11 protein-coding genes are annotated in these 15,505 nt (G+C 72.6%); 3 read left to right on the forward strand and 8 right to left on the reverse strand.

The annotated features are described in order from the left end of the window. Positions 1-15: 15 nt before the first annotated feature. Entirely contained in the window at positions 16-630 is a 615-nt protein-coding gene (locus tag LZ604_RS21815) for a TetR/AcrR family transcriptional regulator (protein WP_234517113.1), read from the reverse strand. Positions 631-729: 99 nt separating this feature from the next. Between LZ604_RS21815 and LZ604_RS21820 the strand changes: the two genes are divergently transcribed. Then, positions 730-1,662, forward strand: coding sequence for an oxidoreductase (locus tag LZ604_RS21820; RefSeq protein WP_234517114.1), 933 nt, complete (start codon positions 730-732; stop codon positions 1,660-1,662). A gap of 42 nt (positions 1,663-1,704) precedes the next feature. Here LZ604_RS21820 and galE read toward each other — a convergent pair whose 3' ends face one another. From galE to LZ604_RS21835, 3 genes are read right to left on the reverse strand one after another with little or no spacing between them, the layout of a single operon-like run. Then, the gene (gene galE / locus LZ604_RS21825) at positions 1,705-2,685 is read right to left on the reverse strand and encodes a UDP-glucose 4-epimerase GalE (RefSeq protein WP_234517115.1); all 981 of its coding nucleotides are present in this window, start codon (positions 2,683-2,685) and stop codon (positions 1,705-1,707) included. A gap of 42 nt (positions 2,686-2,727) precedes the next feature. Then, on the reverse strand, positions 2,728-4,329 hold the full coding sequence (locus LZ604_RS21830) for a glycosyltransferase family 2 protein (RefSeq protein ID WP_234517170.1): 1,602 nt from the start codon (positions 4,327-4,329) through the stop codon (positions 2,728-2,730). Between the two features lie 54 nt (positions 4,330-4,383). Further along, the gene (locus LZ604_RS21835) at positions 4,384-5,583 is read right to left on the reverse strand and encodes a glycosyltransferase family 87 protein (RefSeq protein ID WP_234517171.1); all 1,200 of its coding nucleotides are present in this window, start codon (positions 5,581-5,583) and stop codon (positions 4,384-4,386) included. 305 nt (positions 5,584-5,888) lie between these two features. Between LZ604_RS21835 and LZ604_RS21840 the strand changes: the two genes are divergently transcribed. Beyond that, positions 5,889-7,514 (forward strand): glycosyltransferase family 39 protein, encoded by a 1,626-nt coding sequence (locus LZ604_RS21840; RefSeq protein WP_234517172.1) that lies wholly within the window; start codon positions 5,889-5,891, stop codon positions 7,512-7,514. Between the two features lie 12 nt (positions 7,515-7,526). On the opposite strand, the gene LZ604_RS21845 is transcribed toward LZ604_RS21840, so the two are convergent. Further along, positions 7,527-8,033 (reverse strand): MarR family winged helix-turn-helix transcriptional regulator, encoded by a 507-nt coding sequence (locus LZ604_RS21845; protein ID WP_234517116.1) that lies wholly within the window; start codon positions 8,031-8,033, stop codon positions 7,527-7,529. A 133-nt stretch (positions 8,034-8,166) separates the two neighbouring features. Between LZ604_RS21845 and LZ604_RS21850 the strand changes: the two genes are divergently transcribed. Continuing rightward, the gene (locus tag LZ604_RS21850; protein ID WP_234517117.1) at positions 8,167-8,580 is read left to right on the forward strand and encodes an organic hydroperoxide resistance protein; all 414 of its coding nucleotides are present in this window, start codon (positions 8,167-8,169) and stop codon (positions 8,578-8,580) included. 55 nt (positions 8,581-8,635) lie between these two features. Here the strand turns inward: LZ604_RS21850 and LZ604_RS21855 are convergent, their stop codons facing one another. Genes LZ604_RS21855 through LZ604_RS21865 form a run of 3 tightly spaced genes read right to left on the reverse strand, consistent with a single transcriptional unit; the run spans position 8,636 to position 15,450 of the window. Beyond that, positions 8,636-10,840, reverse strand: a complete 2,205-nt coding sequence (locus tag LZ604_RS21855; protein ID WP_234517118.1) for a bifunctional glycosyltransferase/CDP-glycerol:glycerophosphate glycerophosphotransferase — start codon at positions 10,838-10,840, stop codon at positions 8,636-8,638. A 5-nt stretch (positions 10,841-10,845) separates the two neighbouring features. Beyond that, positions 10,846-13,134 carry a bifunctional glycosyltransferase/CDP-glycerol:glycerophosphate glycerophosphotransferase gene (locus LZ604_RS21860; RefSeq protein ID WP_505016493.1) on the reverse strand — a complete coding sequence of 763 codons (2,289 nt, stop codon included), beginning with the start codon at positions 13,132-13,134 and terminating at the stop codon, positions 10,846-10,848. A 60-nt stretch (positions 13,135-13,194) separates the two neighbouring features. Next, on the reverse strand, positions 13,195-15,450 hold the full coding sequence (locus tag LZ604_RS21865; protein ID WP_234517120.1) for a bifunctional glycosyltransferase/CDP-glycerol:glycerophosphate glycerophosphotransferase: 2,256 nt from the start codon (positions 15,448-15,450) through the stop codon (positions 13,195-13,197). Between the last annotated feature and the right edge of the window lie 55 nt (positions 15,451-15,505).

The raw sequence follows: 15,505 nt of genomic DNA on the forward strand, positions 1-15,505 counted from the left end.
CAGCGTACGGGTTTCTCAGGCTGTTTGCCTCGGCTTCTCCGGGGCGCAGCCTCGCAGGATGTAGGCCACGAGTTCGTCCAGGCCCTCGGCGCGTACATCCGGAGGCAGGGAGTCGCTGGCCGCCAGGGTCGCGTAACCGTGCAGGGTGGAGAAGACGCCGATGCCCACGCGCTCAAGGGGGCCCTCGCGCACCTCTCCGCGCCGCTGGCCCTCGGCGATCAGATTCAGCGTCTGCCGGGTCCACCGCTGGGACGCGGCGATCAGCTCCTCGGAGGCCTTGGGGTCGTGCTTGATCGAGTACATCAGGTCGAGCAGTTCGGCGTTGGCGGTGGCGAAGTCCACGTACGCGCGCGCCGCCGCCTTCATCCGCTCGGCGAACGACTCGCCCGCCTCCTTCAGCGAGGCGCTCATCCGCTCGTCGAGCCGGTCGAAACCGGTCAGCGCCAGGGCGTCGAGCAGTGCCTGCTTGTCCTTGAAGTGGCGGCTCGGCGCGGCGTGGCTGACGCCCAGGTCGCGCGCGAGTTCCCGGAGGGAGAGCGCGGTCGGTCCCTTCTCCCGGAGGGTTTCCTCCGCGCGGGTGAGCAGTGCGGCGCGGAGGTCTCCGTGGTGGTAGCGGCGGCGAGTGTGCATGCGATCAGTGTACCGAGCATGTGACCGCCGCCTACATTGTTGGCGGTGTCACCTTTGTTGTCATTGACAGCATTGTTGTCGGCGCCTACATTGAAACGCATGCCAAAGACGCAGAGCAAATGGAATGAAACCGACATACCTGACCAGGTGGGCCGCACTGCCGTTGTCACCGGGGCCAACAGCGGCATAGGTCTCGCCGCCGCGGACGCCCTGGCCCGGGCGGGCGCGCATGTGGTGCTCGCCGTGCGGGACGAGCGGCGGGGGGAGGCGGCCGCCGCGACCATGCGTGACGCGAGGGGCAGCGTCGAGGTGCGCCGCCTCGACCTCGCCGACCTCGCCTCCGTACGGCAGTTCGCCGCGGGCTGGCAGGGCGACCTGGACCTGCTGATCAACAACGCCGGTGTCATGAACGTCCCCGAGGCCAGCACCAAGGACGGCTTCGAGCTGCAGTTCGGAACCAACCACCTCGGGCACTTCGCCCTCACGAACCTGCTGCTGCCGCACGTCACGGACCGCGTGGTCACCGTCTCGTCGGGTGCGCACCGCTTCCCGGCCGGCATGCACATCCACTTCGACAACCTCAACCTGGCCGGGGAGTACGCGCCGATGGTGGCGTACGGCCAGTCCAAGCTCGCCAACCTGCTCTTCACGCTGGAGCTTCAGCGCCGCCTGACCGAGGCCGGCTCACGGGTGCGCGCCCTCGCCGCCCACCCGGGCTGGGCCGCGACCAATCTCCAGAGCCATGACGCCAGCGTCGTACGCCGGATGGCGATGCGGGCCGGCAACCGGTTCCTGGCCCAGGACGACAAGGCGGGCGCGCGGCCGACCCTGTACGCCGCGATCCAGGACCTGCCCGGCGCGAGCTACGTCGGCCCGGACGGCCTCGGCGAGATGCGGGGCGCGCCCACACTGGTCGGCCGCTCCCGCGCGGCCAGCGACCCCCGGTCGGCACGCCGCCTGTGGACGGCCTCGGAGGAGCTGACCGGTGTCGTGTTCCCGCACCTTGCCGAGCGCGCGGGGACGACGGGCTGACGCGCGGAGCAGGTGCGAGTTCGACCAGGGGTTCCCAACCCCCTAGCCCCGCGCCGCCTCCGGATGCCTGCGCACCCACCCCTCCCAGGCAGAGGTGATCATGTCCTCCACGTCGTGTTTCGCCGTCCAGCCCAGCTGCTCGGCGATGCGGTCGGCCGAGGCGACGACGCGGGCGGGGTCGCCGGGGCGGCGAGGGGTGACGGTCGGCGGGATGTCGTAGCCCGTGACGGCGTTGATGCGGTCGATCATCTCGCGCACCGATACGCCTTCCCCGCGCCCGATGTTGAGGGTCAGGTCCGTGCCGGGGGCGGCTCGCAGCGCGCGGGCCGCCGCCACATGGGCCTCCGCGAGGTCCACCACGTGGATGTAGTCGCGCACACAGGTGCCGTCGGGGGTCGGGTAGTCGTCGCCGAAGATGCGCGGGGCCCCCTGCTGCGTCAGCCTCTCGAAGACCATGGGGACGAGGTTGAAGACGCCGACGTCGGCCAGCTCCGGGGCCGCCGCCCCCGCCACGTTGAAGTAGCGCAGGGACGCCGTCGCGAGGCCCGTGGCGCGGTTCGTCGCCCGGACCAGCCACTCGCCGGCCAGCTTGGTCTCGCCGTACGGCGACATCGGGACGCACGGCGTCTCCTCCGTCACCAGATCGACGTCCGGCATGCCGTACACCGCGGCGGAGGAGGAGAACACGAAAGAGGGAACCCCCGAGGTCGTCACCGCGTCCAGCAGGACCCGCAGGCCCTCCACGTTCTCCCGGTAGTAGTGCAGCGGCAGCTCGACCGACTCACCCACCTGTTTCTTCGCCGCCAGGTGCACGACCCCGCTCACCGCGTGCTCGGACAGCGTGCGGCGCAGCAGGTCGCCGTCGAGCGTGGAACCCACCACCAGCGGCACCTGGGCGGGCACGCGCTCGGCGATGCCCGTGGACAGGTCGTCGTACACCACGGCGCGCTCGCCCGCCTCGGTCATCGCGCGGACGACATGCGCCCCGATGTAGCCGGCGCCGCCGGTGATCAGCCAAGTCATGTGCGGCCGTCCCTCGTCAGTTGGCCCAGTGTGCGTCTGCGGTCATCTCCAGTGAAGCAGGCGTCGGAGCCTGCGGCCCACGACCGCCGTCACTCCCCGTACGCCCGATGCCACCCGCAGGGCCAGCGCCCCGGAGTGCGTCGCGTACGGCTGCGTCAGCAGCACCCCGTGCCGCACGCTCGGCACCATGCGCCGGCCCAGCAGGCCGGGGCCCTCGACGGCGTGGGCCGTCGTCTCGCGGCTCGTGCCGTCGTCGAAGCGCAGCGTCAGCTTCAGGTCCCAGGTCCCGTCGGCGAGCTCCGCGAGGCCCACGGGCGCCTCGGCCGTCCAGCCGCCGAGCTCCGCGTCCGGCCGGAGCGCGGCCGTGGCGGCGAGTCCCACCCGGCTGTCGTCCTCCCGCTGGACGAACGCCATGTCCACCCGGTGCGGTCGCGCGTTCTCCACCCGCCCGTACAGCTCGTGCAGGCGCAGCCGCAGCCGGGTGCCCCGCGCGCGTGGATGCAGTTCCGCGTCGACGGCGACCGGCAGGTGCCCCATGGGGCGGTGCAGCAGGTGCTCCAGCCGGACCTGCGGCAGATCCGCCGACCAGACGGGAGCGCCGTCCTCGGCCGTCGCGTAGGGCGGGGCCAGCCGCGCCGGGTGGGCCGCCAGCTCCTTGAGCCGGTGCAGGTCGCGGGGCTGGTCGGCGGCGAGCACCACCTGCGCCACGACCCGTCCCGACACGGACGCCTGCGCGAGGTCGGCGGCGTCGAAGTCCGACAGGTACGCGCGCGTGAGCCTCCACCACTCGTCCCGGTACTCGGCGTCGCGCAACGGCAGTTCCCGCGCGTACATCCGCAGCCCACGGTCCAGGAAGGCGGCGCGGGCCGCGCGCGCGAGCCGCTTCTCACCGGCGCCCAGCAGGATCTCGTACGCCTGCCGGTTCGCCTCCATGCGCGCCTTCCAGTTGTCGATGGCGGCGCGGTCGAGGGAGATCGACAGCCGTTGCGCCGAGCGGCGCACGTGCCAGACGTACACGGTGTCCGGCACCAGGGCGATGCTCGGTCCGGCGGCCAGTACGCGCGCGGTGAACACGAAGTCCTCGTAGGGGAACCGGCCCTCGGGGAAGCGGATGCCGTGCTCACGCAGGAAGTCGGTGCGGTACAGCTTGTTGACGCACAGCGTGTCGTCCACCAGGCGGGGGCGCTGGGAGGGGCGGGAGACCAGCGCGGGCCGCTCGTACAGCTCCGGCTGCCAGGGGACCTCGCGGCCCGACGGCAGCTCACGGCGCACGCACAGACCCGCGGCGAGCGGGGTCGCGTGTGCGACGGCCGCCATGAGCAGGGCGTCCACCGCGCCGGGCGGCAGGATGTCGTCGCTGTCCAGGAACATCAGATACGGGGCGGTCGCCGCGTCGATCCCGTCGTTGCGCGGGGTGCCGCAGCCGCCGCTGTTGGTGGTTCTGCGCACCACTTTCACCCGCGGGTCCTCGGCCGCGAGGGCGTCCAGCAGCGCGGGGCTGCCGTCCGTGGAGCAGTCGTCGACCGCGATGACCTCGCGGACGATCCCGCCTTGGGCCAGGGCGGAACGCACCGCGTCCGTCACATGAGTGGCGTCGTCGTAACCGATGACGACGACGCTGACCTGTGCATCGTGAGGGTGCATCGAATCCACGAGCCGAAGCCTAGGGAAACCTGGTAATCATCTGTTAAGAGCCAATTAACCGCTTGTGTGGAAGAGGGCAGGAACGCGGTCCGGGTTCCCCGGCGGGATGTCCGCTTCCACCGGTTCCGGGGTGGGGCGCCGGCCCGAGCGCCACAGGCGGACGAAGGACAGCACCGCCGCGGACGCCAGCAGCCCGTTGCGTACGACCATGAGCAGGCATCCCACCCAGGTGCTGTTGATGACGTCCCCGTAGAGGGCGGGGTACTCCACCGTGCTCACCGCGCTCGCCGCCAGGACCAGCGGGGCCACCGCGAGCTGCGTGGTGTGGCGTGAGGTCAGGCAGACCGCGGTCAGCCCGATCAGCCACACCATGTACTGGGGGCTGATCACCCGGCTTGTCACCGTGAACAGCAGGACGGCCGTGAGCGCCGCGTCGTAGGGGGTCGCGGGCGTCCAGTGGCGGGCCCGTACCCGCCACAGCAGCAGCAGCGCGAAGGCGGCCGCGGTCAGTGCCAGCGAGCAGACGGCGACGGCGTGCACATGCGGGCCGACGAACTCGACCGCCCCGTACTGGTAGCGGGTGCGCCCCGACCAGCCGGCCCGGCGCGCGAGCATCAGCGCCGTTCCGCCCAGCGACTCGATCTGCACGCCCCGGCCGCCCTGTTGACGCAGGAAGTCGAACGGGTTGCGGAACAGGGTCGCGAGCAGGGCGAGGAGCGTGACCGTGGTGACCGCGGCCGCCGTCCACGCCTCGCGGGTGCCGCGGCCGCGTGGGGTGCCGAGGAGCGCCAGCGCCGGCCACACCTTCACCAGGGCGCCGAGTGCCGCGAACGCGCCGCCCACGCGCCTGGAGCGCGACAACGTCAGCAGCGAGACCACCGCGAAGGCGGTGACCTGGACGTCGTACCGGGCGAGCGGAATGTGCAGCAGCAGCGGCAGGCCCGCCGTCCACAGGGCCGCGCCGCGCAGCGAGCGGCCCGGGCGGGTGCCCGCGCGGGCGAGGGCGAGGGTGATCACGGCGTCGGTGAGCAGGGTGAGGACGACGAATGCCTGAAAGTACGTCAATCCCGGCAGCACTGCGGGGGAGAGCAGGACCGGGCCCGCTCCCGGCGGGTACTGCCACAACCGGTCGCCCGACGGGAACGCGCCGTGCGAGAGGACCCCGTACCAGTGGAAGTACAGCGCCCACACCTCGCGTGCGACCCCGCCGCGGCCGAGCAGGGGGTACTGGTCGTGGGCCAGCAGCCACAGCATCAGCGCCCGGGTGGTGAGCCAGCCGGCGGCGAGCACAGGCAACCGATGCGTCGTCCGGCCCCTCTTCCACAGCGGTGGCGGCGACGCAGCCGCGGACGGGGGTGCGGGGGGCTCCATGGCACTCTTCAAGGCACTCATCAAGCCCGGATGGTAAGCCGCCACGATGTCCCGAGTGTGCAGATATACCGTCCATAAGCGGTAAAAGTCAGTTAATAGTACTGAGTTGGCGCATGTTGAATGCCCTCATGACTGGGTCACCGTTGAGGCGTACGGAGCGCGTGGCTGTCCTCGTGCCCGTGGCCGTCATGTTCGTCCTCGGCCTGTGGGGACTGGACCGCGACGGCATGTGGCGCGACGAGGCGGCCACGTTCCAGGTCGCGCGTCGTTCACTGCCGCAGATCTGGCGGCTGCTGCACCGTGTGGATGCGGTGCACGGCCTGTACTACCTGCTGATGCACGGGGTCCTGGCCGTCCACCCCGGTGAGGTGCTGCTGCGGCTGCCCTCGGTCTGCGGGGCGGCCGCGGCGGCCGGGCTGGTCGCCGCGCTGGGCACGCGGCTGTGCCGTCCGCGCGTGGGGCTGTGGGCGGGACTGCTGTACGCCGTCACGCCGATGGTCGGGCACTACGCGCAGGAGGGGCGCAGCTACGCGCTGGTCGCGGCCGGTGTCGCGGGCGCGACACTGCTGCTGGTGCGGGCGGCGGGGGGCGGGAGGTGGTGGGCCTACGGCGTCGTCCTCGCCGTCACCTGTGTGCTGCACGAGTTCGCGGTGCTGGTGCTGCCGGCCCACGCCTGCACGCTGGCACTCGCCCGGGTGCCGGGCAGGGTGTGGCGGGGGTGGGCCTGCGCGGCCGGGGCCGTGGCCGTGGTGCTGCTGCCGCTGGTGCTGGTGTCGCGGGGGCAGGCGGAGCAGGTGGCGTGGCTGACGCCGCCGGACGGGCGGAGCGTGGAGCGGCTGCTACGGCAGTTCGCGGGGCCCTCCTGGGCGGTGCTGGGGCCGTATCTGGTGCTGATGGCGCTGGCGGTGCGCAAGTCCGGGGCGCCGCACGGGGTTTCGCCGGCCGGGGTGGCGCTGCCGCTGCTGCTGGTCCCGCCGGCGGTGCTGATGGTGGTGTCCCGGGTCAGCCCGCTCTACGACGAGCGGTACGTGCTGTACTCACTGGCCGGGGCGCCCCTGCTGGCCGCGGCCGGTGTCGAGCGGGTGGCCGGGATGTTCCGCCGGCCGGCCGGGAGGGCCACGGCCATCGTGCGGAGCGGCTCCCCGCACACCGACCGCCCGGCCGTGCGCGTCCCCCTGCCGTCCACGCCCCCCCGGCCGGTGCCGGACGCTGCGGGAGTGGCGGTACGGGAGCGGCGACGGATCTCCGTGCCCCGCATCCGCCCGGTCCCGCGGCGGCCCTCCCCGGGGCGCCGGCATGTCGGGGCCCTGGTCGGGGTGCTGCTCGTCTGCGGGGTGCTGGTCGTGCAGTTTCCCCTGCTCAGGGCCGACCGCAGGGCCGCCAACCGGCCCGACGACCTCGCCGCCGTCTCGGCCGCGGTCGGCCGCACGGTGCGGCCCGGGGACCCCGTGCTGTTCCTCCCCTCGCTGGAACGGCGGTCGGCGCTGGCCTATCCCGCGGGGTTCCGGGGGGTCCGGGACCTGGCGCTGGACGTGTCCGCGGCCGAGGGCGGGACGCTGTACGGGCAGGAGGTCGGCCCCCGTGAGCTGCGGCGGCGGCTCGGCGGGCTGGAGTACGTCTGGGTGGTCGCCGAGGAGTATGCGCTGCGGCCCTCCTGGACCCCCTGGAACGCCACCGACCGTGCCAAACTCGCCGCGCTCGACGAGGAGTTCGTCACCCGCGCGGAGTACGTGCACCGCGGTGTCACCCTTCGACTTTACGTGCGCCGCGAGGGCGTTCGCGGCGGTGGGCGAACCGCTGCGGACCGCACCTGACGGACGGGTGTCCTACAGGCAGTCCGGAGTCTCCTCCAGTGCCGCCGCGTCCAGCGCCCGGGTCAGCCGGTCGAGGCGGGCCCGCAGATCCGTGATCTCCGCCAGGTCGAAGCCCGTGGCCGCGGAGATCCGGCGGGGCACCAGCAGCGCCCGCTCCTTCAGCGCGGTGCCCTCGTCCGTGAGGTGGACGTGCACGGACCGCTCGTCCCGTGCGCTGCGCTCGCGCCGCACCAGGCCCGTGGCCTCCAGCCGCTTCAGAAGCGGCGACAGCGTCCCGGAGTCCAGCCGCAGGTGCTCACCGAGTTTCTTCACCGGCAGCTCTCCCTGCTCCCACAGCACCAGCATCACCAGGTACTGGGGGTAGGTGAGGCCCAGCTCCTTGAGCACGACGCGGTAGACGCTGTTGAAGGCGCGGGAGGCGGCGTGCAGCGAGAAGCAGATCTGGTGCTCGAGGCGCAGGTACTCATCGGCCGCGGGGGCGGCGGAGGCCGCCGTGCTGGGGGTCGGCGTGGTCGTCATGGCTCAAGGGTAGCTCCGATGGCCCATTTAGTTGTGCGCAATTGAATTGTGTGCTCTAATCGTCTCCGCAAGGCGGTCCGGACGCAACGAAGGGCCGGCCGCCGGAAGAGACTTTCGAAAGGGATGGTTTTCCATGGACGCGCTCTACACCGCCGTCGCCACCGCCACCCACGGCCGCGACGGGCGCGCCGTCAGCTCCGACGGCAAGCTCGACCTGCAGCTGGCCATTCCGGCGGAGATGGGCGGCAGCGGCCAGGGCACCAACCCCGAGCAGCTGTTCGCCGCCGGGTACGCCGCCTGCTTCGCCAGCGCGCTCGGCCTCGTCGGCCGCCAGGCCAAGGTCGACGTCAGCGACGCCGCGGTGACCGGCGAGGTGAGCATCGGCAAGCAGGGCGAGGGCTTCGGCCTCGCCGTCACGCTGCGCATCGAGCTGCCCGACTCGGTGGACCAGGAGACCGGCCGGAAGCTGATCGAGCAGGCCCACCAGGTCTGCCCCTACTCCAACGCGACCCGCGGCAACATCCCGGTCGAGCTGGTCGTCGAGTAACCACGCGACCCGCGCCCGGCGCCGGTGAGATTCCCTCCCGGTGCCGGGCGCGTTCTCATGCCGTGGTCAGCGCATCCACGTCGCCCGCCGCCGGGGCCGGGATCGACACCGGGACGTCCGGCTCGCGCAGCATCAGCGTCCGCACCACCCGCCGTGCCGCCTGCCCGTCGTCGAACTCGCAGAACCGCGCCCGGAAGCGGGCCCGCCGCCGCGCCGACTCCGCGTCCCGCCAGCACCCCGAGGCGAACAGCCACGCCAGCTCCCGGTACGAACGCGAGACATGACCCGGCGCCTGTGCCGTGATGTCGAAGTAGGCGCCCCGCGCGGCCGTGAACGCGCCCCAGTCGTCGGCGTGCACGACGATCGGCCGGTCCAGGTTGGCGTAGTCGAACATCAGGGCCGAGTAGTCCGTGACCAGGACGTCCGAGGCGAGCATCACCTCCTCGACATGCGCCTCGTCGGTGGCGTCCACCAGCACGCCGCGGCGGTGCAGCTCGGCCAGACCCAGGCCGCGGGCCGGACCCTCCGCGAGCGAGGGGTGCAGACGGACGACCAAGGTGCGGCCCGTCCCCAGATCCTCGGCGAACCGGGCCAGGTCGAAGCGGTCGGCGTGGCCGCCCCGGACGTGGTCCCGGTGGGTCGGCGCGTACAGCACGACCGTGTGGTCCTCGGGGATGCCGTGCCGGGACCGGAAGGCGGCCCCGTCCGCGGGCCCCGCGCCCACCAGGACGTCGTTGCGGGGGCTGCCGGTGCGGACCGACGAGAAATGGCAGGGGTAGGCGCGGTCCCAGACCAGCTCCGAGTGGCGGTTGGCGACCAGGCTGTAGTCCCAGCGGTCGGCGCGGCGCAGCATCTGCGGCACGTCCACCCCGTGGCGGGCGCCCGGCTTGCCCAGCAGATCGGCCCCCATGTACTTCAGCGGGGTGCCCTGATGGGTGTGGATGTGGACGGTGCCGGGGCGCTTGACCAGGATGCCTGGCCAGCTGACGTTATTGACGAAGTACGTGGCCCGCGCGGTGACCCGGTGGTAGGCCAGCGAGTCCGGGAGCACGTACTCGATGTCCGGTGGAAGGTGCTCCGCCTGGTCCTGGCGCACGACCCACACGCCCCGGATGTGCGGGGCGAGCTCACATGCCGCGCGGTGGATGGCGGCCGGGTCGCCGAGGACACCCCGGTGCGAGAACGCCGAGTAGACGGCCAGATCCGGGTCCAGGGGCCGCAGCGCGTGCGCCCGGGACCAGATGCCCTTGACGCGCGTGGCCGCCGCCCCGCGGACCCGCTCTCCCCGCCTGCCGAGCGCGCCGCCGAGCGCGGCGGCCCGCTGCCGGGCCCGGTAGCGGGCGTAGCCGCCCTGAAGAACGCGCAGTTCGGGCGGGACCGGCTCCTGGGTGCGGTGCCGGCGGAACAGCTCGGCGGTGCGGCGGAAGAACTCGCCCTTGTCGGACGCGGGCAGCCGGTCCGGTTTGGCGAGGATGTCCAGACAGTGCTCGCCCATCTTGCGGTGCAGATAGGGGCGCCAGCGGTCCAGTTCCGGATGGGCGTCGACGTACGCGAAGACCCGCTCGTACTGGTCGTGGATGTCGAAGTGCTTGCGGCTGGTGGTGGACAGGATGTTGCCCTGGCGGCGCTGCCGGTAGTTCACGCAGATCCGGTCGAGGGCCGCGATCCGCCGGGCGCTCAGCAGCGCGGGGAAGGTCCAGGGCGTGTCCTCGTAGTAGCCCGGCGGGAAGTCGAGGTCGTGCGCGGTGACGTAGTCCCGGCGGTAGACCTTGTTCCACACCACCATCAGCAGGTCGAGGATCTCGGGGTTGTCCGCCGCCGTGAAGGTCCCCCCGCCCGCCTCGGCGAGCACCCGGGCCAGGACGTTGCGACGGGTGCCGCCCCACCAATAGGTGCGGGCGTAGTCGAAGACGAGGACGTCGGGGTCGCGGGTCTCCTCGAGCCGGTCGGCGATCGCGCGCAGCGCCCCCGGGGTGAGCGTGTCGTCGCTGTCGAGGAAGAACAGGTAGTCCCCCGTGGCGTACGGCATCCCGGCGTTGCGGGCCCGGCCGAGACCGACGTTCTCTGGCAGGTGCAGCACCCGTACGCGCGGATCGAGCTCGGCGTACTCGTCGAGGATCGCTCCGCAGCCGTCGGGCGAGCGGTCGTCGACGGCGATCACCTCGAAGTCGGCGTAGGACTGCCCGAGCACCGAGTCCAGGCACTCGCCGAGGAAGCCCTGCACCTTGAAGACGGGGACAATGACGCTGAAGCGGGGCACGAAGGTCAGCTCCTCACCAGGGAGTGGGCCGGGGCCGGGACGCGCTCGGCGAGCGGGATCACGGGCGGGATCGACTCGGGCGGCTGGCCCAGCAGCACCCGGCGCACCACGCGCTCGGCGGCGCGCCCGTCGTCGAACTGGCAGAAGCGCTGCCGGAAGGCGGCCCGCAGGGCGGCGGCGGAGGAGTCCGCGTACGCGCCGTCGCGGAAGACCGCCGTCAGCTCCTCGGGCGTACGCGCCACCCGGCCCGGCGGCGCCTCCATCAGGTCGAAGTAGACGCCGCGGACCTCCCGGTAGACGTCCCAGTCGTCCGCGTACACGACGATCGGCCGGTCCAGGTTGGCGTAGTCGAACATGATCGACGAGTAGTCCGTGATCAGCGCGTCGGCGGCCAGGCACACGTCCTCGGAGGAGCGGTGGCCCGTGACGTCGATGATCCGGCCGTCGCCGCGCGCCGAGCCCCGGTCGTAGAAGTAGTGGGCGCGCAGCAGCACCACATACGCGTCGCCGATCGCCTCGCAGAACGCCTCCAGGTCCAGGCGCGCGTCGAAGCCGGTGTCGTGGTCGCGGTGCGTGGGCGCGTACAGCAGGGCCGTCCTGCCCTCGGGGATGCCCAGCTCGCGGCGGACGCGGGCCACGTCGTCGGCGGTCGCCGTGTAGTACACGTCGTTGCGCGGATAGCCGTACTCGAGGGTCTCGTACGAGCCCGGGAACGCCCGCTCCCACATCCGCGTGGAGTGTTGGTTGGAGGAGAGGTTGTAGTCCCAGCGGTCCACCCGGGTGAGCAGCTTGGTGAAGCTCCCGGAGGCGGCCGCGACCACGGGATACGTCGACTGGTCGACGCCCATCTTCTTCAGCGGGGTGCCGTGCTGGGTCTGGAGGTGCACGCTGCCGGGGCGCTTCACGACGCCGTCCGCGAAGTTGGCGTTGTTGATCAGGTACTTGGCGCGCGCGAGCGCCTCCCAGGCGGCGCGGCTGCCGATCACCGCGTACTCCACGTCGTCCGGCAGGCCGGCCACCGCCTCCGGCTCCACCAGGAACACCGAGCGGATGTGCGGGGCCAGTTCCCGGGCCTTGGCGTGGATGGCGGCCGGATTGCAGGCGTAGCCCCGGCCCCAGTACGCGCAGTACACGGCGAGATCACCGTCGAGCGGGCGGCGCAGCTGCAACGCGTACCGGGCGCGGGTGCGCAGCCCCCGGGACCGGGGGGTGCGCCGCGCCGCCTGCGCCACGCCCTGGTTGAAGGCCCGCAGCGCACGGAAAGCGTCGTAGGCACCGGACGCGAGCAGACGGTGCTGTACCCCGACGCTGCCCGCCGGTGGCCGGAACCCCGCCGGGCGGTGACGTCGGTACAGGCGGCTCGCCCGCCGGAAGAACGCACGCCGCAGATGCGCGGGCAGCCGCTCCGGATGCGCGGCGGTCCGCAGGACGGCGGAGAAGAGCTGCTCGAACAGAGGGCTTAACCGGTCGGCGGGCAGGGCGATGTCGGCGGCCCGGGTGAGGACCAGCTCGACCTGGTCGAGGAGGTCGAGCTGATGGGCTCCGGGGCTGTGCAGCCGGCTGCCCTGCCGTCGCACCAGATGCCGTACGCACACCGACCGCAGAACCGCCATGCGCTCGGCGGTGAGCGTGACCAGACCGCCCCAGCCGATGTCGGTGAAGTGGCTCGCCGGGAACGTGAGCCGGTGCCCGACGACGAACGCGCGCCGGTAGGCGGCACTCCACGCGGGCACGGACACCCCGGTCAGCGCCGGCGCCCGGCCGGGCGCGAAGGCCCCGTCGGGCGCCGGGCCCAGCGGGGGCGTGGACGTCTCGGCGTCCCACCAGTGGACCCGCTCGTGGTCGAAGAAGAGGACGTCCACGTCACCGGTCCCCGTCAGGCGCGCGTCGATCGCGGCCAGCGCGCCGGGTGTGAGGACGTCGTCGCCGTCGAGAAACAGCAGATACGTCCCGGCCGCCGCCGCCATCCCCGTCGTACGGGCCACGCCCACGCCGCCGGAGGGCGGCGAGGTCAGCGGGACGACCCTGGGATGCCGCTCGGCGTACGCGGCGGCGACCGAGCCCGCGGAGGAGTCCGGGGCGTCGCAGACCGGGATCAGCTCGAAGTCGCCGTAGGACTGGCTGAGGACGGAGTCCAGCGCCTGGGACAGGCGGCCGGCGACCCCGAAGGCGGGGACGATGATGCTGAAGCGGGGCATTCTGGTCTTTCTCTCGGGCCCCGGTGCCTGTGCCGGGGCCTGTGCGTCGTGGGCGTGCGGGTGCGTCAGCGCCCGGGCCGTCCTGCAGGGCGGCAGGTGAACGGCCTGGTGGGGGTGGGTCTGCGCGGCATGCGGAACTCCGGGTGGTTCAGGGGGTCACAGGCGCTCGGCGACCGGGACGGGACCTCCGGGCGCCGGGACGACGGCAAGTGGTACGGCGGGCAGGCCCGCGGCGGCGGACGGGACCGGGTGACGGCCCGCCAAGGGGACCACCGACGGCAGCACGGCGCTCTCCCCGAGCACGACCCGGCGCACGATCCGCTCGGCGGCGCGCCCGTCGTCGTAGGGGCAGAAACGCTCGCGGAACGCGGCCCGCAGCCGCGCCGAACGCGAGCCGCACCAGTGGCCCGTCGCGAAGATGTCGATCAGTTCGTCCTCGCTGTAGGCGACCGCGCCCGGTGGGAAGGCCCGCACGTCGAAGCAGGTGCCGCGGGCCGCCTCGTACGCCTCCCAGTCGTCCGCGTACACCACGATCGGCCGGTCCAGGTTGGCGTAGTCGACCATCAGCGAGGAGAAGTCGGTGACCAGCGCGTCCGAGGCCAGGCACACCGCCTCGACGCTCGGGTGGTCGCTGACGTCGATCAGCCGGCCGCCGGTCGCCCGTGTCAGCGGCTCGCGGTACGAGGGGTGCGCCCGGGTCAGCAGCACGAAGCGGGGGCCGAGCCTGCTCAGGACACGCTCGAAGTCGAGGCCGGGACGCGGTCCTCGCAGGTAGTCGCGGCTGGTCGGCGCGTACAGGATCGCCACCGAGTCCGCGGGGATGCCGAGCGTCTCGCGCAGCCGGGTCACGTCCGCCGAGGTCGCCCGCGCGAAGATGTCGTTGCGCGGAAGGCCGTACTCCAGTGTCGTGAACCGGGACGGGAACACGCGCTCCCACACCAGGGTGGAGTGGCGGTTGCCGGACACGACGTAGTCCCAGGTGTCGGCGGAGCGCAGCATCCGCGCGAAGTCGGTGCCGCGGGCGGCGGCCGGACGGTCCCGGAGATCCAGGCCCATGCGCTTGAGCGGGGTGCCCTGCCGGGTCTGGACCAGGATCTGGCCGGGACGCTTGACCAGCCGCGGGCCGAAGTCGGCGTTGTGCACGAGGTACCGGGATCGGGCCAGCGCCGTCCAGTACGCGGCCGTGCCGGGCCGCAGCCGGCGGGTGGCCGCCGGGATGGTGTGGTGGTGCTCGGGGTGGGCGATCCACGCGGTGCGGATCCGGGGGAAAAGCCTGCGGAACGCGGACTCCAGGGCGGCCGGGTTGCAGCCGTACCCGCCTGAGGCGTCACTGGCGAAGACGGCCCGGTCGGCGCGCAGCGGGAGGCACCGCTGGAGGCGGTAGTGCACCCGCAGCGCGGCGCCGGCCGACCGGCGGCCCACGCGGGCGGCCAGGAGCCGGGCGCCGCGCGCGAGACGGGAGGTCAGGGACAGCAGCCGGAAGGTGCGGTGCGCGCCGAACCGGACCAGCAGATGGCGCGCGCGCAAAGGGGCGCCCGGGACACGGTGGCGGCGGTAGTGGGCGCGGGCCCGCCGCAGGAACTCGGCGTGACTGCCGCGGGGCAGCCGGCCACGCCGGACGAACACCGTGGCCAGGTGGTCGACCATCCGGCGGAACAGTAGGGGCCGCCACCGCGCGAGCTCCGGATGAGCGTCCAGGTGTGCGAAGACCCGGTCGTACTGGTCGAACACGTCGAAGTGCTTGCGGCTGGTCGAGCGGAGGATGCTGCCCTGCCGGCGCTGGCGGTAGTGGACGCAGACCCGGTCCAGGGTGGCGATGGTCTCCGCGGTCAGCAGCACCGGGAAGGTCCACGGCGTGTCCTCGTAGTAGCCCGGCGGGAAGGTGAAGCCCTCCCGCTCCAGGAACTCCCGGCGGTACGCCTTGTTCCACACCACCATCAGCAGGGAGAGCAGGCCGGGCCGGTCGTCGAGGCGGAAGGGTGCCGGGCCCTCCTCGGTGAGCAGACCGGAGAGCCGGTTGCGGACCGTCCTTCCCGTCCAGTACGTGCGGGCGTAGTCGAAGACGAGGACGTCCGGTTCGCAGGCCGCCTTCAGCCGGTCCGCGATGTCCTGGAGGGCGTCCGGGGTCAGGCAGTCGTCGCCGTCCAGGAAGAGCACATAGTCGCCCCTCGCCTGCTCGAGCCCCGCGTTGCGGGCCCGGCCGAGCCCCACGTTCTCCGGCAGGTGCAGCGGGCGGACGCGGGTGTCGCGGGCGGCGAACTCGTCGATGACGGCGCCGCAGGCGTCCGGAGAGCAGTCGTCGACGACGATCACTTCGAGATCGGGATACGACTGGTCCAGCACGGATGTCAGGCATTCCTCCAGGTACGCCTGAACCTTGTACGCGGGAACGATGACACTGAACCTGGGCAAGGGGAATCCATGGGTCGGCACGGGCATACTGCCCGAAAACGTCCGATGGACTGGT

The organism is Streptomyces glomeratus (assembly GCF_021462825.1).
GTDB lineage: Bacteria > Actinomycetota > Actinomycetes > Streptomycetales > Streptomycetaceae > Streptomyces > Streptomyces glomeratus.

Excerpts from the sequence above, each read along its gene's own strand:
- LZ604_RS21815 (WP_234517113.1), bottom strand. The coding sequence starts at position 630 with ATGCACACTCGCCGCCGCTACCACCACGGAGACCTCCGCGCCGCACTG.
- LZ604_RS21820 (WP_234517114.1), top strand. The coding sequence starts at position 730 with ATGCCAAAGACGCAGAGCAAATGGAATGAAACCGACATACCTGACCAG.
- galE (WP_234517115.1), bottom strand. The coding sequence starts at position 2,685 with ATGACTTGGCTGATCACCGGCGGCGCCGGCTACATCGGGGCGCATGTC.
- LZ604_RS21830 (WP_234517170.1), bottom strand. The coding sequence starts at position 4,329 with ATGCACCCTCACGATGCACAGGTCAGCGTCGTCGTCATCGGTTACGAC.
- LZ604_RS21835 (WP_234517171.1), bottom strand. The coding sequence starts at position 5,583 with ATGCTGTGGCTGCTGGCCCACGACCAGTACCCCCTGCTCGGCCGCGGC.
- LZ604_RS21840 (WP_234517172.1), top strand. The coding sequence starts at position 5,889 with ATGTTCGTCCTCGGCCTGTGGGGACTGGACCGCGACGGCATGTGGCGC.
- LZ604_RS21845 (WP_234517116.1), bottom strand. The coding sequence starts at position 8,033 with ATGACGACCACGCCGACCCCCAGCACGGCGGCCTCCGCCGCCCCCGCG.
- LZ604_RS21850 (WP_234517117.1), top strand. The coding sequence starts at position 8,167 with ATGGACGCGCTCTACACCGCCGTCGCCACCGCCACCCACGGCCGCGAC.